The sequence below is a fragment of the Allobosea sp. RIT-PG3_2 genome (assembly GCF_057321085.1).
On sequence record NZ_JBXWCA010000009.1, the window covers coordinates 52238 to 74248 of the forward strand.

Consider the following 22011-nt stretch of genomic DNA (forward strand, 5'->3'; position numbering starts at 1 on the left):
CGACATCAACAGAAGCGGTGACGCCATGACTTCCCATGATCAGCTCAGGGCCAGCGGCTTCCGGCCCCCCGCCGTGCCCGATGTCGAGATGCGCGGCTTCTGGGGCGAGCGTATCGACGCCGTCGCCGACAGGACGGCGATGATCCTCTACGAGCGCTGCGTCGCGGCCGGCATGTTCGAGCAGATCGACCCGGCCCGGCCGGTGCCGCCGGTGAATATGCCCTGGCACATGCGTGCGGACGGCACGCCCGACACAGTGAATGTCCAGATGTTCTGGGATTCGGACGTCGCCAAGGTGATCGAGACCGCGGCCTATGCACTCTATCGCAAGCCCAATGCCGATCTCGAAGCGAAGATGGACGCGATCATCGAGATGTTCGCGGGGCTCCAGCAGCCGGACGGCTACATGAACTCCTGGTTCGTCCGGATGCAGCCGGGCCAGCGCTGGACCAATCTGCGCGACTGCCACGAGCTCTATTGCGCCGGGCATCTGATGGAGGCGGCGGTGGCCTATTTCCACGCCACCGGCAAGCGCAAGCTGCTCGACGTGATGTGCCGTTATGCAGACCATATCGACGCAACCTTCGGCCCCAGGCCCGGCCAGAAGCCCGGCTATTGCGGCCATGAGGAGATCGAACTGGCTCTGATCCGGCTCGGCCGCGCCACCGGCGAACAGCGCTATCTCGACCTCGCGCGCTACTTCGTCCAGCAGCGCGGGCAGCAGCCGCATTATTTCGACATCGAGGCTGCCGAGCGTGGCGTCGATCCGACGCAGTGGCGCCACAAGACCTATCTCTACAACCAGTCGCATTTGCCGGTGCGCGAGCAGGACAAGGTCGTCGGCCATGCAGTGCGGGCGATGTACCTCTATTCCGGCATGGCCGATGTCGCGACCGAGTTCGGCGACGACAGCCTGACGGACGCGCTGAAGGGGCTCTGGGCGGATCTGACCTCCAAGCAGATGTATGTCACCGGAGGCATCGGGCCGGCAGCCAGCAATGAGGGCTTCACCGACTATTACGACCTGCCCAATGAGAGCGCCTATGCCGAGACTTGCGCGGCGGTGGCACTGATGATGTGGGCGAGCCGCATGCTCGGGCGCGGGCCGGACCGGCGCTATGCCGACATCATGGAGCAGGCCCTCTACAACGGCGCCCTGTCCGGCCTCTCGATCGACGGCTCGCGTTTCTTCTACGACAATCCGCTGGAGAGCCGCGGCGGCCATCACCGCTGGACCTGGCATCGCTGCCCGTGCTGCCCGCCGAACATCGCCCGCACCGTGACGGCGATCGGCAGCTATATGTACGGCGTCTCGGCGGACGGCATCGCCGTGCATCTCTACGGCGCCAGCACGGCCCGGCTCAGCGTCGGCGCGACGGCCGTAACGCTGACGCAGGAAACGAACTATCCGGTTGACGGGCGGGTCGCGATCAGAATCGGGCTGGATCGGCCGGCGCGCTTCACCCTGTCGCTGCGAATGCCGGGCTGGTGCGGCCAGGCCGCCGTCACGCTGAACGGCGAGGCGGTGCCGATGGTGGAGAACGGCGACGGCTATGTGCATCTCGCCCGCGAATGGAAGGATGGCGACAGCCTCGCGCTCGACCTGCCGATGCCTGTGCGCGCGCTCCATGCCCACCCGGCGGTGAAGGCCGATCTCGGCCGTGTCGCGATCGCGCGCGGGCCGCTGATCTATTGCGTCGAAGAGGTCGACAATGCCGCTGACCTCAACGCCCTGATCGCGCCGGCGGATCTCTCCGGCGCCAGGACGGTTCCGATGCCGAATCTCGGCGGGGCGATGGCGATCGATCTCCCGGTGCGGCGCGAGCAGTGGCCGCGACGGGACGGCCGGCTCTACGATCCTCATCCGCCGGAATATGCCGCGACGACGGCGCGCCTCGTGCCCTATCACCTCTGGGATAATCGCGAACCCGGCGAGATGCTGGTCTGGATCAGGGGCGGCCGATGAGCGCGCAGCACAACCCGGCACAGGAAAAAGCCACCATCGAACTCAAGGGCGTGCGCAAGAGCTTCGGTTCGGTCGACGTCATCCATGACCTCGACCTCAAGGTCGAAGGCGGCGAGTTCGTCGTCTTCGTCGGCCCGTCCGGCTGCGGCAAGTCGACCCTACTGCGCATGATTGCCGGGCTGGAGGAGGTAACGGACGGCGACATCCTGATTGCCGGCCGGGACGTCACCGATCTCGACCCTGCCAAGCGCGGCATCGCCATGGTCTTCCAATCCTATGCGCTCTACCCGCATATGAGCGTGCGCGAGAACCTCGCTTTCGGCCTGGAGATCGCCCGAACGCCGGCGGCGGAGATCCGGCGGCAGGTCGAGGCGGCGGCCGATATCCTCAAGATCGGACCATTGCTGCACCGCCGGCCCGGCCAGCTCTCGGGCGGTCAGAGGCAGCGCGTCGCGATCGGGCGTGCGATCGTACGCAAGCCGCTGGTCTTCCTGTTCGACGAACCCCTGAGCAATCTCGATGCCGAGCTTCGCGTCAGCATGCGTGTCGAGATCGCGCGGCTCCATCGCGAGCTCGGCAATACGATGATCTATGTCACCCACGATCAGACCGAGGCGATGACGCTGGCCGACCGCATCGTAGTGCTGCGCGACGGCAGGATCGAGCAGGTCGGCTCGCCCCGGGAGGTCTACGAGAACCCCGCTAACCTCTTCGTCGCCGGCTTCATAGGCTCGCCGCGCATGAACATCATCGACGGAACCTGCCTGACGGCGAACCGGGTCAACATCGCGGGAACGGAGATCGAGCTCAACCGCCCCATGCCCGCCGCGCCGCAAGAAGCGATCAAGCTCGGAATCCGGCCCGAGCATTGGTCGATCACGGACAGGCAGGATAATTCGCTGCCGGCTCAGGTCGAATTCGCCGAATATCTCGGCAGCACGCGATACGTGCATTGCAAGCTCGCTAACGGAGACCTTGTCACCATCGAGCAGCGCAACGGGCAGGATGCCAAGCCGGGCGAAGGCCTATGGCTGAACTGCCACCAGCAGGCGCTGAAGATCTTCTCGATGTCGGGAGAAGCGAGGTGAGCGGGGCACGCTAGCTTGCCCCGCGGTCAGCTTGAGCTGGATGGCGCCCTTGCGCATCGACGAGGGCATGGATTTTGGTGGTGAGCCCGCCTCGCGAGCGACCGAGACAACGATCTCGCCCCCCCTTTTTCCGGTCGCACCCTGTTGATGGACCCGCACGACCGAGGTGTCGATCATCTGGACGTCGCCGTCGTAAGCCTTTGTGATCGCGTCCATCAGCCGATCCCAGACGCCAGCTTTGCGCCAGCGGTTGAAGCGATTGTAGATCGTCGTCGGTGGGCCGTAGCGAGCCGGCACATCCGCCCAGGGCGCACCCGACCGAAGCACCCAGAAGATGCCGTTCAGAACCCGGCGGTCATCGACACGGGGCACGCCGCGCGGCTTGTTGGGAAGATGCGGCTCGATCGCAGTCCATTCGAAATCGCTGAGTTCGTAGCGGCCCATCGCCAAGCTCCTCTTTCAGAGCTTGAATCACGAAATCGCCGCCGCTGGAATCGGCCGGACGCGCTTATGGGTTTACGGCCTAGGTCATTGGAAACCGTGCCTCTAGTCGGCTGTGTGCGTCCTGACAGGTCGCGTCAGTTGCCGTCATCTGCGATGACGCCTCGCCGCCAGTTCAAAATGCGACCGGTCATTGTCCTTGTAGCGACCAAAGTGACCGCCCCAGCGAAGCCGGACCCCAGTGTCCGAGGCGGCCTTTCTCATGGCCGCAGCGATCTGGCTCTGAAGCGTCGAATCGAAGACGACACGCCCCTCCCGGTCGAGCGGCCAGAGATCCACAGCCCGTCCGGAGCGATGCGAAGAGCTTTTTGTCCTCGACCATCCCCATGCCACGGCCTGACCTTGTTGATCTTGGTCACGCCGGCCCGAGCCAATGACAAAGCGCAGGTTCGGAAGGCCGGCTTGCGCCCTTCTAACGATCTTGGCGAGGATCGGGTCGAGCGCACGCAGGTTGGCGTCGTGATTTCCCACCGGGTCCGGGTTCCACGAGCGAAACATCGGAATCTGGTCGCGGCCGAACTCGTCGCGGATCGGGATTCTGGCGTAGACACCATCAGCGCTTGGAGTGCCTGGTTGACACGCCTGGCACCATAGGTCCGATCCGAACCAAGGAAGCTTGCCCGGACCCTGTTGCCAATCTCCTCGTCGTCGCGTGCACGCCGGCTCGGCGATCGGTTGAGCCAGGCATGGAAGCCCGAGCGCGACACATCCAGCGCTTCGCAAAGCCATGCCACCGGCCAGATCCCCCGGTGCTTCGCAATGAACGTGAACCTCATGTCACGTCCTTCGCGAAGTAGGCTGCGGCCTTTTTTAGGATGTCGCGCTCCGCCTTGAGCTTGGCCACCTCTCGCCGCAGCTTCTCGATCTCAAGCTGCTCCGGCTTCATTTGACCGTGGCCGGGAAAGGCCTGCGCAGGATCGGCCGAGAAGAGCTTCACCCATTTGCGCAGCTGGTTCTCATGGACATCCAAATCCCGAGACGCCTGCGCCACACTAACCCCGCGATCCTTGATCAGTCGCACCGCCTCGATCTTGAACTCACGCCCAAACTGTCTTCGCCTCATACGCCACCTCCAGCTTCATGAAACACCCAATCTCGGTGTCCACGAAACCGGCAGCAGGCCATTCAGACGGGCGCGCCCGCGCTCCTGGATCCGGGTCATGGTGCGGATCTCGCCAGGTAAGGGCGCCGCTTTGGAACGGTCCCGTACTTCGTTTCGAAGGCCAATTTTGCGCCTTGAGGCACTCTCCGGCAACTGGCCTTGGGGACACGTTCTTCCGTGATTCTGAGATTTGCGGTTGCGTCGTTCGTTTCATCCGATCACGGTAGACGTAAGCGTTTGAGTGGCCGGAGCAATCGACCGTGACCCAGTCGACGAGTTCCAACGGCGTCTGGGTATCCCACGCCGTTCCAGTGATGTCCCAAGAGGATGTCCGCGCCCAACTGCGTCGCATTTTAGGAGGTGGCGACTTTGATGCGCCCGAGCGGGTGCGCCGGTTTTTGTCCTATGTGGTCGAAGAAAAGCTCTCGGGCCACGGTGACCGCATCAAGGCGTATGGGATCGCAGTCGAAGTCTTCGGCCGGAGTGCAGATTTCGACGTTATGAGCGATCCCGTCGTTCGCATCGAGGCGGGGCGGCTCAGGCGTGGGTTGGAGCGGTATTACCTGCTTGAAGGCAGTACCGACCCGCTCGTGATCGATATTCCAAAAGGGGGCTATGTGCCCAGCTTCCGCTGGAGGCTGGACGATCAGGAGGCGCCCGAGCCGCTTTCACCCCCCGCACTTCCGCCTGACGAGCCACCCCGCCCGCGAACGAGCGGGTGGCTGTGGCGAAATTGGCTAGTCGGTGTCACTGCGGCGCTCGCGATCATCCCATTGGTGGCCACAATGGTGATGGCAAAGCGATCGGCCCCGACGCAACAAGCGAGCCTCCTGCGATCAGCGGTTGTCGTGAAGCCTTTCGTCAGTCTGACCGGGACGGCCGAAACCGAGGCTTTTGCAGCACAGCTTACCGACGAGCTGCTCTCACAGCTTGCTCCGCGTGGTGAGTTGACAGTATTTCGCAGCGAGGATTTGTCTGCTTTGGTTCCGTCCCTCTCGGCTGTCCGGAGCGATCGGTCATCGGGCAAGCGGCACATCCTGGAGGGTGTGGTCCGCACGAGCGATAGCAAGGTCAGGATCACCAGCCTCCTTCTGGATGGTGAAACGACCGCAATCGTCTGGTCCGGCAGCTATGAGGCCGATCTGAACTCCAACAGCGCCTTCGAACTCGAGACGCGCCTCGCGTCCAGGATCACTGAGGCAGTAAGCTCCCGCTTACGACCCGCAGCAACGGTGCATTAGGCGGAGCGACGGGCGTCCCACAATTTGGGCTTCATCGTCTGCAGCGGGGCGAAAGCGCTCATTTGCGCACCGCCTGGAAAAGCGGTCGTCCGAATATCGGAATATCACCGAACGTCGGCGAGGCGGACGGCGCCGGCAGCGAGACGCCACCGGGCTGGGCGGCTGGCGCTGGCCGGTGGCTTTCGACCGCTTCTCAACGGCCGGGCGAGGTTACGCCTGCCTCCCGGGTTCGTCCACAAGTTGTGAATAGACTAAAGTGCTTGCGGCTTTTCTATGACCGCCGCTCGCGCGACATCAGCCTTAGCCATTGTCATGGCATCCTTCTCGATCGAGGCCGCGAGCAGGCAGTAATCATTGAGGCTAAACATGGCGCAGTGGTCAGCCTGGGACCACTTGGTTATCACCTCTGAGACAAGCTCGTACTCCTCGCAGATGCCGCGAAAACGTCCGTCCTGCATTTGCGCGAACCGGTACCGGAACTCGGGGAACCTAATCATGAACCGCGCGAGCCCGCGTTCTTCAGCCGACATCAAACTCTCCCTGGACCACGGAAGACATAGGCGACGAATGTATAGACAGGAGAAGGCAAGGAAAATCTACGGGCATTCCCGAAGGGAATAATGGGCACGATAGCGAACTGCGTCAAATGCACTTCTGTCAGCGATCTACGATTTATACCTCTGATGCGGAATTGTAGTTAAAGCGATTTTGTCGTGTTTGCAGAAAGTCCGGTCCCCGGATGTGCTGGAGCCGCTTATGAGCGCGGTGATGCGCTCGCGGCCGAACGCACTCCGCTCGGGGCGTCCATGAGCGGCGTTTGCGGCCGACGTCCACAGGCCGGGACCGTGATCTCCGCGAGTCTGGCCATTCCCGAGCCGTCTGAGGCACGACGGCAAGACTTCGACGCGGCGGCGATCTCGGTGGGGCGTATCCGGACGGTGAGGCGTACCAGCATGTCATTGACGACGAGGGCGAGCGGATCGCCGTGATTGTCGACGACACGCGAACGCCCCGGAACGCTGCGCGCCTTGGACCTGGGGTATCAGCGTCTTCGACCTACCCCAGACCAGCAGTGATCACGGGCGGGAGTGGACGCGGGAGGCCGCAATTGCGAAGGTCAAGTCGCTCTAGCTTGAGCTAGAAGGCCCGCTTCACGCCCGAGGAATATGAACGCTGGCGCCGCTTCATGCGCCGGCATGAGGGAGACGTATGATCGAGCGCATCGTTGCGCCCGCATGCCTCGCCTCGTCATCCGCAACGAAGAGGAGCTGAGCGCCGCCCCGCCTGCCTCCTAAGGCGATCCACAACCCGCTGGACGGTCGTCGGGTGCCATGTTCCGCCGCGAGCAGTCTTGATGCCGGCGGCGTTCAGTGCCTCGGCAATCTCCCTGATGCTCTTGCCGGCTCCACGGAGCGGCTCCACGACGCCTCGCCATGCCTCGGCCCGTTCCTTGGCCTGGGCCTTCACGCTTTCGTTTCGCTTCATGGTGGCGTCCCGGAGGCTACCTAGCTTGACGCCACAGCCGTTGGCCTTCTGTAAGACCACGTTGGTGCGGAGGGTGATGAACTGCCGCTCCTGTTCGGCCAGGGCCGCATAGATGCAAAGCTGCAAAGCGTCGGCGTGGGGCATCGAAGCGACCCGAAAGGGGACCAGCTTGTCCTCCATCAGCGAAGCGATCAAAGACACCCGGCGCGACAGGCGGTCCAGCTTCGACACCAGGAGTGTGGCCCTGGTCTTCCGGGTTAACTCTATAGCCTTGGCCAACTCTGGGCGGTCACCGTTGGCGCTGCTCTCGACCTCGGTGAACTTCCGCAGCACTTCCCAGGGCGTAGGGCTGTAGGTTTCAAGGTACAGTCGGATGTCCCGGTCCTGCGCCTCCAGGCCCAGGCAGCTCTTGCCCTGCTCCTCGGTAGAGACGCGGCGGTAGAGAACGTACTGCGTTGGCATAGTGGAGGCCTCCAGGAAGACCCTGAGACTTACTCTAGCCCTGACTGCGACCGGACAGTCCCGCAAGGGGCAATATAGTGATAGCTCATTTGGATAAGCGCTTGCCCGCTAAGCTGGAGGTCGCGGGTTCGAGCCCGCCCACTCTCCGCGGCGGCGATCTTCAACAGCCTTCTTCGACCCGCTTCTCGGCTGGGTATCGCCACTCTGATAGGCAGGGCCACTCACGGGGGGAAGCCGCGGCCCTCGCGGAGACTAAGGGCTTTCAGATACTTGGCCCAAAACATCCGGGGCCCTGGAAGGCTCTCAGCAACTCCTCCAGGTCACTCCCGGTCTGCGCTAGGCAGAGGCGCACCTCGTCGCGAGTCTCCGCGGGGATCGAAAGGCTTCCTAGAGGCGTCCAGTTCAGGGCCTCTTTAGTGCCCCCGGCAAGCGTTTGTTGCATGCAGTTGCCGAGTAGATCGAGTTAACGCCTCGTCATTTGGCGATTACGATGCCTCGATCCTTGCGCATCTTGTCGAACACTAAGCCAATCGCCTTGATTACCGTAATTTTCGGGTTATCTTTGCAATAAACGATGATTTCGTGCTCGGCTTCCTTGGCGCGAGGGACGTTGATAAAGTGCTTCTTGCCAAGGCCGTTGTACCAGCCGCTATACCACGTCATCAAAAGGCTTGCATCTTCTTGAAAAGTACCGGCCAGTTGAGCGCATGTCAGTTTCTGTACGTCAATGTAGCCGTTTGCGTCGGCGTAGGTCTTCAGTTCCACCTGGGCGTTGGCACTCGATATGAAGCAGCCGATGAGGGCTGTGGTCGCTAAAATCAGGGTACGCATAGTTCTTTCCTTCATTGTCCGAAGATCGAGAGAAGGCAATACGGACTTCGACAAGAACCCATTGTCTACTGACCTTAGGGCCAGTATCGCCGGTGGCTACCATCGGTGGTCCGTTTGTTACGATTGATGGCGGTGAAGGGTGGCGACTTTGACGTAGCCTGGCCATTCCGAGCTTGAAGGGATGCCCGACACGACGCTTGAACCCGACGACCTCTACGGGGGCATCCGTCGTACGCTTGCGCCTTCGATCAATTGATCGCGGCGCTGACGGGAAATCCCGCCTGCCTTGCGCCTTCGATCAGAGTGAGCCGATCTTGAGCGTTATAGTTTCTCGTGGCGATTTCAGCTTCAATGTTTTCGATGAAGCGAGGTCGCATCCTCATGAACTCGTGAACACTCGCATTTGTCTCCTGCTGCAAATGAGCACGCGCAAATATGAGCGCAGCAACAAAATGATAATTCGCAAACCGCTGCATATTAGCGCGGCGGAGCCAGTACAAAGCACGCGTATTGTCGCCAATAAGGTAATAATTTTGCGCCAGTATCGCGATGTAATATTTTGTTTGATTGGGATTTCTGTCGACCGCCTCTTCAATCATCGCGACGCCGCGCCTTCTGTCGCCAGCTTGTGCCAATCGGCTTCCAAATTCTGCCAAAATTTCCGTGTCATTTGGATTCAGCACAAGGGCCTGTTCGCCAATTTGCAGAGCGGCGTCGGGCTCCCTGCTAAAGAACAGAACGGCCATAAGCGCCTGAAGGGCACGAACATTATTCGGATCGAGGCGCACGGCACGCTGGGCCGCCTCACGAGCTCGTATTTTCGCCGCCGGCGCCGCCTCCTGAGAATTGAACCCAAGCCGATCCTCGTCGAGGAAGAGATAGGCCAGCATCGCCCAACCCGTCGAATAGTCCGGATTTCGCGTTACCGTCTCTTTAAGGCAGTCCCGAACTAGCCGATGCTCTTCCCGTGAGGGCTCGTTTCGGTAGCGATAGAACTGCAAGACACACAAATGCGGCTTGGCACCTGCCGGAATTCTCGCCGATGCATCGCCCGAGATCGGGGCAAATATCGCTCCATAAGGCTGGGCTACAGCCGCCGCTACCTTCGCTGCGATGTCAGACTCGACGTCGATATTTTGAGTTCCGCCCAAGTCTCGGTCGTAAACGGCGCTCCAGACAATTTCCTTCGTCCGGCCATCCAACAGTCTGCTAGACACTCGAAGTCGTTGTCCCGCGACACGAACCCCGCCCTCGAGCAGGTACTGGACCTCCAACGGCTGCTCAGCGGGAATCTCGTGCCGAGACTGCCTCCCCGCGTCACGGCCAAACAATCTTAGTTCCCGAAACCGTACGAGTTGATTGAGCAGTTCATCAGATATACCGGCAGCGTAGATCGACCCTTCGGCTCCCGACAGATTCTCGAAAGGTGAAACGACGAGCGCAACGGTGGGACTGGTTGCCAATTGTGATGAGTTGGTCGGGTCTGTGACCAGGCCGCTTAGGGCGATTACCAACAAGATGCTAATAACCGCCGCCACCGGCACGCCCAATTTCCGCAGCCAGTTTCGGGGGTTTCGAGGAGGGTTTTCTGAGTTCGCAACTTTCGGATGCAGTCCCAACAACTCTTGTGGTGGTGTGATTGGATGCCGCACCGTGATGTTCGGGATGTATGCGCCCTTGGGAATGTCGATGCAGATGGGGTCAATACGCCCGGATAATAAATAATAGCGCTCCAAGGCTCGGCGTAGTCGACTGGCCTCGATGCGCACGACGGGATCATTGAGTATATCGAAATCTTGCCCACGGCCAAATACGTGCGTCGCGATGGTGTAGGCCTTTATCCGTTCGCCACGGCCAGCCAATAACTCTTCGACGACGAAACGCAGAAAGTCCCGTAGGCGCTCGGGGACCTCGAAATCAGGACTCGCCAGAACACGAGAGAGCTGTGCTCGCACCGCATCGGGTTGTAGCACCTTCTGCCCAGTATCAGACGTTTGCGTCACGACTCACCCTAGCCTCAACAACACTCTCGTCATACTTGAACCCGCTTTTAGCGACGCGACTTCATTCCGAGCCTACGCAAAGTGATGTGAAGCGTACATGCAGAATTGCTGCCGGCTCCCATTCGCACTCGAGGCTTCCCGATGCCGCCAGCCTTACCAGGGGCATCGCACACGTCGGTGACGTCGGATATCGGGGTGGGTCAGTCGGCTTCGCCCGCATGGCAGACGGCACGGACATCTCGTGCCTCCGTAGATGAAAGTGCAACGCAATGCCCGAAGGCAAATTCGCTGCGCCTGCCCCGTCTCGGCCCTCCGGCAGGAACGCTCCGACCTTGGCCTCGACACGCAGAAAGATCGAAAAAGCCTTGAATGAACGAAACATCGCAACGACGGGCGGCGGCCCTTGGAATGCCGTGCAGGCCTGCCGGCTTTTGGAGCGCACAAACTGGAGTATAGCGATTGCGACATAGGCCTGCCGATGCAGATCGTCAGGCTTTTCTTTGCCACGCTCTCGCCGTCAGGATGTTTGAATATCTGCTCAGCCTTCGTCGCCGGCTACTAGTTAGAGTCTCGCCGCCAGCCAAGGAAGGCGAAGACTGCCAGTCCGACAGCAATGACCAGCATCGTTGCTGCCCATTGAAGGCGAGGTTTATCTGACCAGAGAATTTCCACGTTCGGCTTCCGTGTCGGGCGAGGAATGAGCACCGAAACTCTGACCCTATCGCTTGGGCGCGGATATTGACCTTAAGGACCATTAGTCGATGGCTGACCCCATCTCCGAAACACGGTGCCAATTTGCAAGATCAACAAAGAGAAACTTCGATCGATGATCGGTTCCCCACGGGTAGGCAAAAGGCGAAATGCCCCTGATCTTGCTGTAGTCCATAAACGGCGATTTTTTCGCCGAGAAACCCTTTAGAATCAGCCAGAAGCCCGCACTTGATGAATTTTCATGCTTATAGCAGTCCTTGGTCGATATCATGCCCGACCCAGCTCAGCGGTAAGCGCATCCTCGTCCTGACCGCCGTGCCGAGAGCCGTTGGCCCGCCAATCCGATCCGACCTTCTTCGTCGACAATTCGACCACGAGCTAGTTCAGGCCGATTTCGGGCGCGATCGCTCTCCTCCAGAGCCTAATCACGGTTCTCGAAACGGGGATGAAGGGACGGCCCGACCAGTGAGCGGCGCAAATGTGCTCAAGGGGGAAGTGGCGGACAATGACCCGCGATCGTGTCCATTGGCGCGTCGCCACGCTCGACCCGCCACGATCAAAGATTCTCTCTGCCGGGGGGATGCCCGGATGGACGCGGTCTTCAGGCGAGGAGCTTCTCTACGATCGATTGACACTTATCCTGTCACGGAACGTAGGGCTCAGAGAGCTGTTCAAAATCGTACGCTAAGCCGAACAATAGTGAGCCAAGGCTACTGTGTCTCGCGATCTCCGTTGCACGGGGTCTGATCCCGGTGGATACGAGTGGTCAGTTTGCGCAGACTGTCGTCTCAAATTTTGAGCGTCCGCTTTCGGGCGATGAGCCAATATCCGCAACTGGCGCACTGCCGCTGCACGTCGCCCCATCTTTGCTTGAAGGCGTGCCGATCTCGCTTGGGCGTGTCGCGGATCATGGGGGCTCGTGAGAGCGGATTGCTGCGATGGCCACGGCCTTCTCGCAGATATAGCCGTTCTCATCGAGTGACGGGCAATCGCGAATAGCTCGCTCGACCCGTTCCCGTTCCGCAGCGAGCGCGGCTTCGGCGGCTAGGGCGCGGGCTTCAGCCTGGTCGGCGCGCTTGTTCGCGGCCTTGGCGAGCTGCCATTGCATGTAACCATAGCGACTGTGCGTGCGCTCCCTGCGCAGATATTCTCCGTAATCGTCGGGCTCAATGATCTGCCCCTCGCTCGGCATTGCGGGGCTCGAAGGCGGCGGGGGAAGCCAGGAACCGTGCGCCCATTGCAGCCGATATCCGCACACGGGGCAGACCAACCCGTCTTTGGTCGCGACAAGCTGCCCGAGGTTACCGCCATGCTCAGCTTGATAAGCCCGATGCGCGTCGTCGGTTCGGTCACCGCCGCATAAGGGGGCCACCCGAGTTTCGAGCTGAAACAGGTTGAGTGCGGCAACCTGCTCATCGGTCCACGGTGCTGTCAGCTTGTCGGCCATTTGTTCTCGGCCTCTTTAACCGGACAACGCGCAGCCCGTCCGTCAGTTCACACTTCGTGCTGATGATGCTCAGCCTCTCACCCATCGTCCCGCTCTCTTACGCGTGCTTATGAAGGCGGGGTCGGCCGGCTGCTTCTTGCGGTGAGCCAGGGGGCACCACCGGTCTATGTCGGAAGCGTCGGTATCGGCTTCAGCCACGACGGCGCGACCGCGCTCCGCAAGCAGATGGACGAACTCGTTATCTGAAAACCCGCGGTCAGCCTGAAGGGCAGACGACAGGCCTATCGCTGGCTCACGCCGGCTCTGGTGGCGGAAATCGAGTTTTTGCGCGTGGACCGACGACGGCAAGCTGCGGCACGGCTCCTACAGGGGGCTTCGGGAAGACGCTGATGAGCTCCCCGTTTACGAGATACGGAGCGGGTATTCATTTGACCGTTCGCTGCGCAGTCGAGCAGAGCAAGGCGATATCCTGCTCAAGCTTAACAAGGATCAGCCGGTACTCCTCGGCTATCTCAGCGGCCCGGTTTCCCGGAATCTTGGCCCAGTGCAGCGCCGCTTCCCAAGCGAGCGCGTAGCTCTCGCAGAGGCTCGCAAAAGCGGGCCGCTTGGCCGCCCGTAGAAGCTCCGCGCGGCGGTGGGGCCAGCGGAGCAAGAGCCGGGTTACACCGGCCCGCTTTTCAGGTGTCTCCATCGCGTCAAAATACTAATTATCGCCTCGCCAGGCAGAGAATATGGGCGTGTGCGATGTCCTCATTGCCGACGCCGGCTCGTTCCTAAAAATCTGCCAAAGTAGTGCTAGATTAACAAGCCGGATTGCAGCCGAGGTGCGAACGGGGCTGGAAGAGGCCTGTCGGAAAGGGGCAGACTGGAACGGGTCGGTAGCGAGATGCTTGGCTCGCGATCACGGTCGATGGCCCAGCTCTTGCGTGAGCAGACTAATATCTGATCGACTCGTCGGCGGCTAATGCCGCGTCATAAAAACTGAACATTCCGCGATCTGCGGCACGGCGTATCATGGCGCCGCCGCGCGCTGGAACGTCCGCTTGACGGAAGAGCGCCAATTTCAGGAAATGGCGCTTCGTGGTCGAAAGGACCCCACTCGCAGGTTGAATCTGCGATGGAGACTTACTTGAGCTCCTGCAGAGGTCGGAGACCTCGATGGGTAAGCCGGTTACCTCTTCGCCGAAATCGGATCGAGCCCGGTCTTTCGAATCGTCTCCGCCGCATCCACGCCGCCGAGACAGGCGATGAGCGCCTTCGCGGCTTCGGGCTCCTTTGCACCAGCCGCGAGACCTGCAGAGAATACAGTCACGCGTTGGACCTCCTCAGGCAGGGGGCCCACGAAATCCAATCCCTCGATCGGAATGAGTTCGCTGACCTGCTGGAAACCGAGCTCGGCGTCGCCGCGCGTCACGACGGTACCGACACGCTCACTAAAGATCTTCTTCGACTTGGCCATTACATGGCCGCTTGGATCGAGCTTCGGGAAAAGCTCCTCGGCAAGATAGGTGCCGCTGGCGCTTGCCGAATAGGCGATCGACTTGGCCTCCATCAGCGTCTTCTTCAGCGCCTTGACCGACGAAATATCGGGCTTGGGCGCCCCCGCTTTGACCGAAAGGCCGATCGCCGATCGCGCAAGGTCTGTGCGCGTGCCGGCCTTGCCCTTGCCATCCTTGACCAGGTTGTCGAACGCATCGCCCGCCAGGATGATCACGTCGGCCGGCTCCCCGCGTGCGAGGCGGTTGGGAATGGCATCCGGCGCCGCGCCCATCGAGGCGCCATAAGCGCTGACAACCTTATGGCCGATCTTCGACTCGCAGGCCGGTACCAGCTCTTTATAGGCGGCGGTAAAGCCGCCCGAGCTGATGACATTGACCTCAGCGAAGGCCGGCTGGGCACAGAGCAGCACGCTGGCAGCGATGAAGGCGGTGCGATTTCGTGTCATGGATGTCCTCCTTCGTCGGATGCTGCTGCCGGGAATTGAGCGGCGCAAGGGCCGGGGTTGCAAATCTACTTTTGCGCCCGGTGCGTTGTCTCGTCTGTCGACCGCTCGAACTCGTAAACCGCGAGACGCAGTATGACGAATCTTCTTGGTGGATATTTCGCGAGAACCCGCCGGTGGCAGGCTCAATGTCAGTGAGACAATGGTCATGTCCAGATTTCCGCTTCGGCGCACCGCGCCAAGCCGACTTGGGTCGATTGCTGCCATCGCGCGACCTGCCCATTCGGCTTCATTAGCCGATCCGCGTAGGTCCGCTTAACGCGCCAGTACGGCCGCCTTCTGGACAGCTGGGTAGCGCTGACCGGATTGGATTCAGCGCTCTACGGGACGCACAGTCTCCGGCGAACGAAGGTTGCGGTTGCGAACCCGACTTCAGCATGAGGGGCGAACCCGCAATCTCGCCATGTTCAATCTTGCGATGTGTCGCCGATGTCGTCCTCGGAGGCACTGTTCGCCTCGGAACCGCGATCGTTCAGCAGAAGACGGGGCGGCCGGTACCATTCGAACTGACGGACGCAGCCCGCGAAGCGCTTACTGCCTGGCTTAGAATGCGAGGTTCACGTGAAGACGACCGGCTTTTCCGAGCCGTAGCCGGCAGGGCGATCACATTACAGCGTCCCAAGAAGGGGATCTGCCATGGATATCCAGGCGCAGAACCAACAGCCTCGTAATGCGTGGAACCTCGGTCGCATCATCGGACCGAAGCCGCCTCTGAAGCCAAAGCACATCTGGGCCGCTGATCTATAAGCGCACGGGCAATCTACGCGCCTGCCAGCTTCTTCTAGGCCACACGAAACTGGAAAGCACCGTGCGCTACCTCGGTATCGAGGTCGACGACGCGCTTCTCCTTTCGGAGCAACGGACCTATGAGCTTTGGCACGGCGGGCTCCCGCCGTGCCCGTTCCGCCGTTCGGCCAACGGCAAACTCGGGTGGCGAGCAGACTTCGGCGGCACGTCCGAAAGCGGGCATTTGTGGAGCAGCGCCGAGTGCCTGCGATGGGAAACGAAACCGCGCTCTCGCTCCTGGGAAGCTTGTCGACAAGCTTCAAACGACCGACCTGCCCGAGACGTGATGAGGGATTTTCCGTCTAGACAGGGACAATGCGGATGAGGTCCGAGGTGGCAACGTCACCTCTTGCCGTCACCTGTGAATGGTCGACAAGCGTTTCCCGCCGTAAGTGGCGGTGTAGGGCACCTGGATGTACTCAAACGCCTTCTGAGCTACCCGGGCTGGCAATGTGTCCTTGTGCTTGGAAAAATTTGGCAGGTTCCCTTCTCCGAAGAGAACCTCATTCAGATTGAGGCCGACGCCGACATAGAATGTCCGCTCGATCGGATACCGGAGAGCGCGCTCCTTATTTTCAAAGCCACGCGCATCGAAGCCGACATGAAGTTCAGCATATCGCAGCGGCGGCCGGATCTTGGTCGAAAAGCACTGTCCGCTAAACAGGCCGTTGACGCTATGGACATGGGCTGGCCAGCGGCCTCCCAGCTAGGAGCTTCAGCGCTTTATTTCGAAGACCTCAGCGGCATCGGCATCATCTCGCAGCCCCTTGTACGACGCGTGGCGCAGCTTGCTGTCATCCGTCCAAGCCCGAAACTCAACCTCTGCGACCAGAGCCGGCGTGAGCCAGCGATAGGCCTGTCGACTGCCCTTCATGCTGACAGCGGGCTTCGGGGTGACAAGATCTTGCATCTGCTTGCGCAGCGCGGTCGCGGTGGCGTGGCTAAAGTTGCAGACGATACGACGAAACGGTGAGAAGTCCCGCAGTCCGACTAATGCGCCGTTGCTGTGGGTCGTAAGCGGGTGCTTACTGCCTCAGCGATCCTGGACGCGAGGCGCGTCTGGAGTTCGAAGGCGCTGTTGGAGTTCAGATCGGCCTCGTAGCTGCCGGTCCAGATGATTGCGGTCGTTTCGCGATCCAGAAGGAGGCTGGTGATCCTGACCTTGCTATCGCTCGTGCGGATCACACCCTCCAGGATGTGCCGCTTGAAGAGCGGGACGGTGACGACCGCATTCGCTACACCGTCAGCGACCGCTCGCTACCGATGAGCAATGATGCGACAAACGGAGCATACATCACGATCAATGAGCCGAACGGATTGAGCCCGATCCTGACGGAAGCTGAATGGGCTGCCACATACCGCCAAGACTTACAGAGCCCGGCTCTATGGCTATTTGAAGCCCGGACGGCGCCGCGACTTCGTGTTGATCTGGGCTGCAATGCCAGCCTGTTTGACATTGGCTTCTTTCGCCAGACGAAGCCCGCGCAGCTTGAGCATGTTGTCCTCGCGGTGCTGGATCAGCTTCTCCGTCTCGGAGATAATCCTTGCGTGAGAGAGCGAGCGCGTTTGGATCTTCGAAAATTGGTTGTCGGCAGTTAAGCGCTGCTTTGAAAGTTCGAACATTACGATTTCCATTCGCATCTAGATTGAAAAGCAAAAAGGCCGAGCAAGGGCCGGCCTTTCGAGTGGCTATAGTCGCAGGTGCCAGTACATCCGTGGTCAACGGCGACGATTGCCTAATCACGCAGTCTGGAGCTGTTCCGCAGCCATCTTGCCGGACCGGTTGTCGCGAGCGACTTCGTATCCAAGCTTCTGGCCTTCCTGCAGGTCCCGCATTCCAGCGCGTTCGACGGCGGAGATGTGCACGAACACATCCTGGCTGCCGTCATCGGGCTGAATGAAGCCGAAACCCTTGGTGGAATTGAACCATTTCACTGTGCCGGTGGTCATGAAAAACCCTCCTTTTGGCAAGACCTGTCGCTCACCGACAGAATGTCCGGTGAGTTCAGAACGATTTCGAAAGGGGGAGTTCATCAGAGCCGCGCCAAAGCGCGAAAATAACAACGGCCATCCAAGCAATCTCGATGAGTGTATACTTAGTTCAGGTTGCCGGAGAATCCAAATTTTATTTTTTTACACCCGGTTTTTCTTTTTTCGGTGGCCATTTTAGTTATGCGGTCCGCCAGTGTTTTCGGACGAAAAGACCACGGCTGCTCCCGATTGTCTTTATGTCTTTTCACATGCCGCCTGTTTCAAGCTAAGGTCAGAGAAAGCAGCGGCGCGGCTGAGCGCTGGTCTCAAATGATTGCGGAGCGGCAAGGGGATGTGGTCTGCCCCCTGAAAAGTGGCCCTCCCTGAAGTAGGCTTTTGAGCCTTTGGATGATGCCCGTTATGCCGCAGAAGAAGCACAAGCCCGAAGAGATCGTCGCGAAATTGCGGCAGGTCGACGTGCTGTTATCCCAGGGGCGCCCGGTCGCGGAGGCGAGCCGGCTGTCACCGGACGGCGAGAGGCAAGGGGCAGGGTCGGAAGCGCTAACACCACCATCAGCTCGTCGGGGCATGTGGGCTCGCCTCAGCTGGCGCAGACATTCCGCGGCAGCTCGTTTTACGAGCGAGCTCTGCTGGAGGATCGACTACCTGATCACCAGTGCAGGGATAGTTGTACTTGCCAGCACCTCGGACGTCTGGCTCCCGAGCACGACTTTCTGTATGCCTCGCCGGCCATGAGAGGACATCACGATGAGGTCACAGCCCTTGAGCTTGGCCAATCGGACGATTGCCGCGGCTGGAGATACATCGATCTCGTGTTCCAGATCTACCGTGACGCCGTGTTCGGACGCGCGTTGCTCTATGGAAGTAATGCGATCCTTGATGAACTCATCAATCTGCTGACGGGCTGCAGGTGCCAACTCCGGACGCAGGGGCGCCGAAACGGTCAGAACGGTGACTTTCGCCCTGAGCGGCCTGGCGAGCGCCAAGCCATGTTCAAGACCCTTGCGAGCAAGTTCGGAGTCGTCTGTGGCGATCAGAATGTGTTTGTACATTTGCCCTCTCCCGTAGGAATTGCGCCGGCATCCTGGATGACATTGATCGGAAAGGCCGTCGGCCTGATGGTCCTGATACTGCCAGTCCTTCCTGGTGCTGTATCTGCTCGATGCCGTAGCTTTTGTGAGAGTCCGGCTCGCGGCCAAGTTGGTCGCCGGTATTATTTTCGACGGCAACATTGCATAATTCGACGCGCCTTGTGAGCAAGTCGAAGCCGAACTTGCGAGGCTCAGGCAGAATGGGGAGCTTGAAGAATTGGGCGCCGAGGATTGAGACAGCTAGGCGTCCGCCTTCTTCCGCTCACGGGCCTGTGCTCGCGGGCCTTCATTTCGAGTCCGAGGGGTCCACGAAATCGGCAGCAGGACGAGCCGGACTATGGATCGGCGACCGGCGCGATCCTCCATCTTGCACGCGAGTTGCTGAAGCGTTCCGCGACCTTCGACATGCTTCATGTGCCCTATCGCGGGACACTCGCAACCTAATAAAAGGCAATGATTTCAAGGCGTAAACGCCCCATGTGTCCTGTCGATGACCCGTGCGACATCTTGTACGCCGGCCTGACATAATATGCGACGCGCTGCTGACCCGGCTGAACGCGGAGCGCCGTCTCGCAGCATGAAAAATAAATATGTCCCGGCGACATATGCGAGAGGCGATTGTGGGGGTGGGGCGATGTTTTGGTTGTCTATGGTTGTTCTCATCACGGCATTGAGCGTTGAGACGGGCTCCGCCCAAGGGCTGTCGGCAAATAAATTGCTGTCCCGCTGCCGTGCGTTTAGAAACGCCAGTCAAAGAGGTCCGCTAGCTACTTTCAACGAAGGATATTGCGGCGGCTTCGTTGCCGGGATTGCCTTCGTCGATCCAAAGAGTTGCAAGCTCGATGGCGTCTATAGCGCCGAAGTAGCTCGCGTCGTCGTGGCGTATATCGACCAGCAGCCCGCCAGACAGCATGAGCCCTTTGCCATACTGGCGACAGAGGCACTGCGCAGCGCGTGGCCGTGCAAGGCCGCCCCATGACGAGCCGTCCGACCATCCTTGCCGGCCTGATGTTCGCCGCTCTGGCGACCGCAGCAACGACAGCGGCTTATTCGCAGGAGACTGCGCCCGGTTCGGCGCAAGGCAACCTATTCGGGTTTGCCTTTAAGCAGCCTTTTAGCCCCGTAAACCGGGTGGAGCTGTCGCGACTGGTCGAGGCCTATTGTCGCGAAATCCTCGACGTCGTGCCGACCAACACGCCCGCCGAGGATGCATGGGTAACTGCGGAATCCAAAACGTCTGATATCAATCGAATAACCCGTCTGGTCTCGACCAAGGAATGGGCGCGGTATCAACTCAAGGAAACGTTTTCCGAATGCCTCCAAAAGATAACTTTGCTTCAGCAGGCTCAAGCGAACAATGCGCGTTCGGCAGAGGCAGCCGTATTCATCAGTCTGGCGTTTACGTTCAATCAGGACACTGATCTTGCCGCGTTCGCCAAACGGGTCGACCTGAAATCCGAGCTTTCGGCAAACGTACTCCGCAAGTTTCTAATGATTGCGGCATTGCGGACGCTCGACCGGCTCGACGACAAATGACCGAGACGAGTGCCATCATCGCCGGCCGAATGGCGGCGGGCGAGGCCTCGGCCCAGCAATCGCGGGATCGTTCGGATCGACCAGCGTGCGGACCCCAACGATCATGTACCGCGTGCCGATTTCCTTGCGGGTGTAGGTCCGCTTCGCGGGAGCGTAGACGGCAGCTCGGGAATATTGGTCCTCGTCCACGATCTGCATGGCCAGGAAGCGCTTGCCGGGATCGGGCAGCGTGATGGTGACGGGCCCGGCATCGAGATCCACGACCACGACCGAGTAAAGGGTGGCCCGGTTCATGCGGATGATGGGCTGGACATCAATCGAGGCTAGGCCGTAAACCCATAAGCGCGTCCGGCCGATTCCAGCGGCGGCGATTTCGTGATTCAAGCTCTGAAAGAGGAGCTTGGCGATGGGCCGCTACGAACTCAGCGATTTCGAATGGACTGCGATCGAGCCGCATCTTCCCAACAAGCCGCGCGGCGTGCCCCGTGTCGATGACCGCCGGGTTCTGAACGGCATCTTCTGGGTGCTTCGGTCGGGTGCGCCCTGGGCGGATGTGCCGGCTCGCTACGGCCCACCGACGACGATCTACAATCGCTTCAACCGCTGGCGCAAAGCTGGCGTCTGGGATCGGCTGATGGACGCGATCACAAAGGCTTACGACGGCGACGTCCAGATGATCGACACCTCGGTCGTGCGGGTCCATCAACAGGGTGCGACCGGAAAAAGGGGGGGCGAGATCGTTGTCTCGGTCGCTCGCGAGGCGGGCTCACCACCAAAATCCATGCCCTCGTCGATGCGCAAGGGCGCCCGATCCAGCTCAAGCTGACGGCGGGACAAGCCAGCGACATCGCCAGCGCCGCCGACCTGATCGGCCATCTCGCTCCCGGCGCGATGCTGATGGCCGACAAGGGCTACGACGCCAACGCCTTGCGCGCCTTCGTCGGTGAACGCGGAGCCTGGGCCAACATCCCGCCCAAGAGCAACCGGAAGGACCCGATCTGCTTCAGCCGGCACCTCTACAGGGACAGGAACCTGATCGAGCGCTTCTTCAACAAGATCAAACAGTTCCGCCGCGTCGCCACACGCTACGACAAGCTCGCGGAGAACTTCCTCGCAAGCCTCAAGCTCGCATGCGTCAGGATCTGGCTACGCGGTAATGAGTCGACGGCCTAGTCTGAAACTGATGCAGCGAGAATGCCAGCAAACCGAGGATCAAGATGAGATATACAATGCCAACAGCGCGCTCTTTGACCCGGCTGCAGTCCTGGGTGCTGCTGCGCAGCGGCCGCTCGCTAATCTCCTCAAGTTCGTCATCGGACAACGCGACGTTAAGCGCTCGTCGCCAAGCTTGCCGCGATTCGTCTAGTCGCTCGAAATGGCGTCGGTTCACATAGACCTGACCCGCGTCGAGTGGCACTATATCGCCCCCGGCAAGCCCACGCAGAATGCCTTCATCGAGGCGTTCAACGGCCGCTTCCGCAGCGAATGCCTGAACACGCATTGGTTCCTGACGCTTGCGGATGCGGCCGAAAAGATGGAGGCTTGGCTCAGATACTACAACGAGGATCGGCCGCACGGGGCCATCGGCAACAAGCCCCCGATCCTGCTGCAAAATCCCGGCGGAGCGCCCAGCTCACCGTCGTGATTGAAGGCCGGAAACTCCAACCTCCGGCGGTCCAGCAAATGGTCTCGGATCAATCAAACCTAGGACTCTCTCTTAGGTCGGAGGAGAAAAGGGTCTCAGGTCAGGACTTCCTTTGGTGTCGA

At 60.5% G+C, this 22011-nt stretch carries 18 protein-coding genes and 4 pseudogenes; 8 read left to right on the forward strand and 14 right to left on the reverse strand.

Annotation, left to right across the window (positions count from 1 at the left end; genetic code table 11):
- The first annotated feature begins 25 nt into the window (after nucleotides 1-25).
- Together AC2FAN_RS21860 and AC2FAN_RS21865 are read left to right on the forward strand one after the other, a co-directional pair.
- Nucleotides 26-1966 carry a glycoside hydrolase family 127 protein gene (locus tag AC2FAN_RS21860; RefSeq protein WP_485176306.1) on the forward strand — a complete coding sequence of 647 codons (1941 nt, stop codon included), beginning with the start codon at nucleotides 26-28 and terminating at the stop codon, nucleotides 1964-1966.
- Entirely contained in the window at nucleotides 1963-3054 is a 1092-nt protein-coding gene (locus AC2FAN_RS21865; protein ID WP_485176307.1) for an ABC transporter ATP-binding protein, read from the forward strand. The genes AC2FAN_RS21860 and AC2FAN_RS21865 overlap by 4 nt, the downstream gene beginning before the upstream one ends.
- Nucleotides 3055-3069: 15 nt before the next feature.
- On the opposite strand, the pseudogene AC2FAN_RS21870 reads toward AC2FAN_RS21865, so the two are convergent.
- The 3 genes and pseudogenes from AC2FAN_RS21870 to AC2FAN_RS21880 all read right to left on the reverse strand — a co-directional run.
- A pseudogene (locus AC2FAN_RS21870) lies at nucleotides 3070-3498 on the reverse strand (IS5 family transposase); the annotation flags it as partial.
- A 144-nt stretch (nucleotides 3499-3642) separates the two neighbouring features.
- A complete protein-coding gene (locus AC2FAN_RS21875) occupies nucleotides 3643-4053 on the reverse strand; it encodes a M15 family metallopeptidase (protein WP_485176429.1) in 411 nt (136 codons plus the stop codon).
- A 77-nt stretch (nucleotides 4054-4130) separates the two neighbouring features.
- Nucleotides 4131-4618, reverse strand: a pseudogene (locus tag AC2FAN_RS21880) (transposase); the annotation flags it as partial.
- Nucleotides 4619-4917: 299 nt separating this feature from the next.
- On the opposite strand from AC2FAN_RS21880, the gene AC2FAN_RS21885 reads away from it, so the two are divergent.
- Nucleotides 4918-5898, forward strand: coding sequence for a hypothetical protein (locus AC2FAN_RS21885; protein ID WP_476807873.1), 981 nt, complete (start codon nucleotides 4918-4920; stop codon nucleotides 5896-5898).
- Between the two features lie 251 nt (nucleotides 5899-6149).
- Here AC2FAN_RS21885 and AC2FAN_RS21890 read toward each other — a convergent pair whose 3' ends face one another.
- From AC2FAN_RS21890 to AC2FAN_RS21915, 6 genes are all read right to left on the reverse strand, one after another.
- The gene (locus AC2FAN_RS21890; protein WP_265054505.1) at nucleotides 6150-6428 is read right to left on the reverse strand and encodes a hypothetical protein; all 279 of its coding nucleotides are present in this window, start codon (nucleotides 6426-6428) and stop codon (nucleotides 6150-6152) included.
- A gap of 718 nt (nucleotides 6429-7146) precedes the next feature.
- Nucleotides 7147-7845 (reverse strand): recombinase family protein, encoded by a 699-nt coding sequence (locus AC2FAN_RS21895; RefSeq protein ID WP_485176308.1) that lies wholly within the window; start codon nucleotides 7843-7845, stop codon nucleotides 7147-7149.
- A 474-nt stretch (nucleotides 7846-8319) separates the two neighbouring features.
- Nucleotides 8320-8676: an HdeA/HdeB family chaperone gene (locus AC2FAN_RS21900; protein ID WP_265054503.1), complete on the reverse strand. Its 357-nt coding sequence runs from the start codon at nucleotides 8674-8676 to the stop codon at nucleotides 8320-8322.
- A gap of 248 nt (nucleotides 8677-8924) precedes the next feature.
- Nucleotides 8925-10679 (reverse strand): adenylate cyclase, encoded by a 1755-nt coding sequence (locus AC2FAN_RS21905; RefSeq protein ID WP_485176309.1) that lies wholly within the window; start codon nucleotides 10677-10679, stop codon nucleotides 8925-8927.
- Between the two features lie 1618 nt (nucleotides 10680-12297).
- On the reverse strand, nucleotides 12298-12837 hold the full coding sequence (locus AC2FAN_RS21910) for a hypothetical protein (protein WP_485176310.1): 540 nt from the start codon (nucleotides 12835-12837) through the stop codon (nucleotides 12298-12300).
- 1171 nt (nucleotides 12838-14008) lie between these two features.
- Nucleotides 14009-14989, reverse strand: coding sequence for a substrate-binding domain-containing protein (locus AC2FAN_RS21915; protein WP_485176311.1), 981 nt, complete (start codon nucleotides 14987-14989; stop codon nucleotides 14009-14011).
- A 253-nt stretch (nucleotides 14990-15242) separates the two neighbouring features.
- On the opposite strand from AC2FAN_RS21915, the pseudogene AC2FAN_RS21920 reads away from it, so the two are divergent.
- A pseudogene (locus AC2FAN_RS21920) lies at nucleotides 15243-15698 on the forward strand (site-specific integrase); the annotation flags it as partial.
- A gap of 642 nt (nucleotides 15699-16340) precedes the next feature.
- On the opposite strand, the gene AC2FAN_RS21925 reads toward AC2FAN_RS21920, so the two are convergent.
- The 4 genes from AC2FAN_RS21925 to AC2FAN_RS21940 form a co-directional block, all read right to left on the reverse strand.
- Nucleotides 16341-16535: an ATP dependent DNA ligase gene (locus AC2FAN_RS21925; RefSeq protein WP_485176312.1), complete on the reverse strand. Its 195-nt coding sequence runs from the start codon at nucleotides 16533-16535 to the stop codon at nucleotides 16341-16343.
- Nucleotides 16536-17014: 479 nt separating this feature from the next.
- Nucleotides 17015-17248: a hypothetical protein gene (locus AC2FAN_RS21930; protein WP_485176313.1), complete on the reverse strand. Its 234-nt coding sequence runs from the start codon at nucleotides 17246-17248 to the stop codon at nucleotides 17015-17017.
- Between the two features lie 117 nt (nucleotides 17249-17365).
- A complete protein-coding gene (locus AC2FAN_RS21935) occupies nucleotides 17366-17575 on the reverse strand; it encodes a cold-shock protein (RefSeq protein WP_038358045.1) in 210 nt (69 codons plus the stop codon).
- A 683-nt stretch (nucleotides 17576-18258) separates the two neighbouring features.
- The gene (locus tag AC2FAN_RS21940) at nucleotides 18259-18669 is read right to left on the reverse strand and encodes a universal stress protein (RefSeq protein ID WP_485176314.1); all 411 of its coding nucleotides are present in this window, start codon (nucleotides 18667-18669) and stop codon (nucleotides 18259-18261) included.
- 616 nt (nucleotides 18670-19285) lie between these two features.
- Between AC2FAN_RS21940 and AC2FAN_RS21945 the strand changes: the two genes are divergently transcribed.
- Nucleotides 19286-19687 carry a Rap1a/Tai family immunity protein gene (locus tag AC2FAN_RS21945; protein ID WP_485176315.1) on the forward strand — a complete coding sequence of 134 codons (402 nt, stop codon included), beginning with the start codon at nucleotides 19286-19288 and terminating at the stop codon, nucleotides 19685-19687.
- The gene (locus AC2FAN_RS21950) at nucleotides 19684-20244 is read left to right on the forward strand and encodes a hypothetical protein (RefSeq protein ID WP_485176316.1); all 561 of its coding nucleotides are present in this window, start codon (nucleotides 19684-19686) and stop codon (nucleotides 20242-20244) included. The genes AC2FAN_RS21945 and AC2FAN_RS21950 overlap by 4 nt, the downstream gene beginning before the upstream one ends.
- Nucleotides 20245-20259: 15 nt before the next feature.
- Here AC2FAN_RS21950 and AC2FAN_RS21955 read toward each other — a convergent pair whose 3' ends face one another.
- Nucleotides 20260-20628, reverse strand: coding sequence for a DUF1254 domain-containing protein (locus AC2FAN_RS21955; RefSeq protein ID WP_485176317.1), 369 nt, complete (start codon nucleotides 20626-20628; stop codon nucleotides 20260-20262).
- Between the two features lie 22 nt (nucleotides 20629-20650).
- Between AC2FAN_RS21955 and AC2FAN_RS21960 the strand changes: the two genes are divergently transcribed.
- Together AC2FAN_RS21960 and AC2FAN_RS21965 are read left to right on the forward strand one after the other, a co-directional pair.
- A protein-coding gene (locus AC2FAN_RS21960; protein WP_485176318.1) for an IS5 family transposase occupies nucleotides 20651-21417 on the forward strand; the annotation gives its coding sequence in 2 pieces (ribosomal slippage) (nucleotides 20651-20963 and nucleotides 20963-21417; 768 coding nt in all).
- A gap of 253 nt (nucleotides 21418-21670) precedes the next feature.
- Nucleotides 21671-21889, forward strand: a pseudogene (locus AC2FAN_RS21965) (integrase core domain-containing protein); the annotation flags it as partial.
- Nucleotides 21890-22011: the final 122 nt, after the last annotated feature.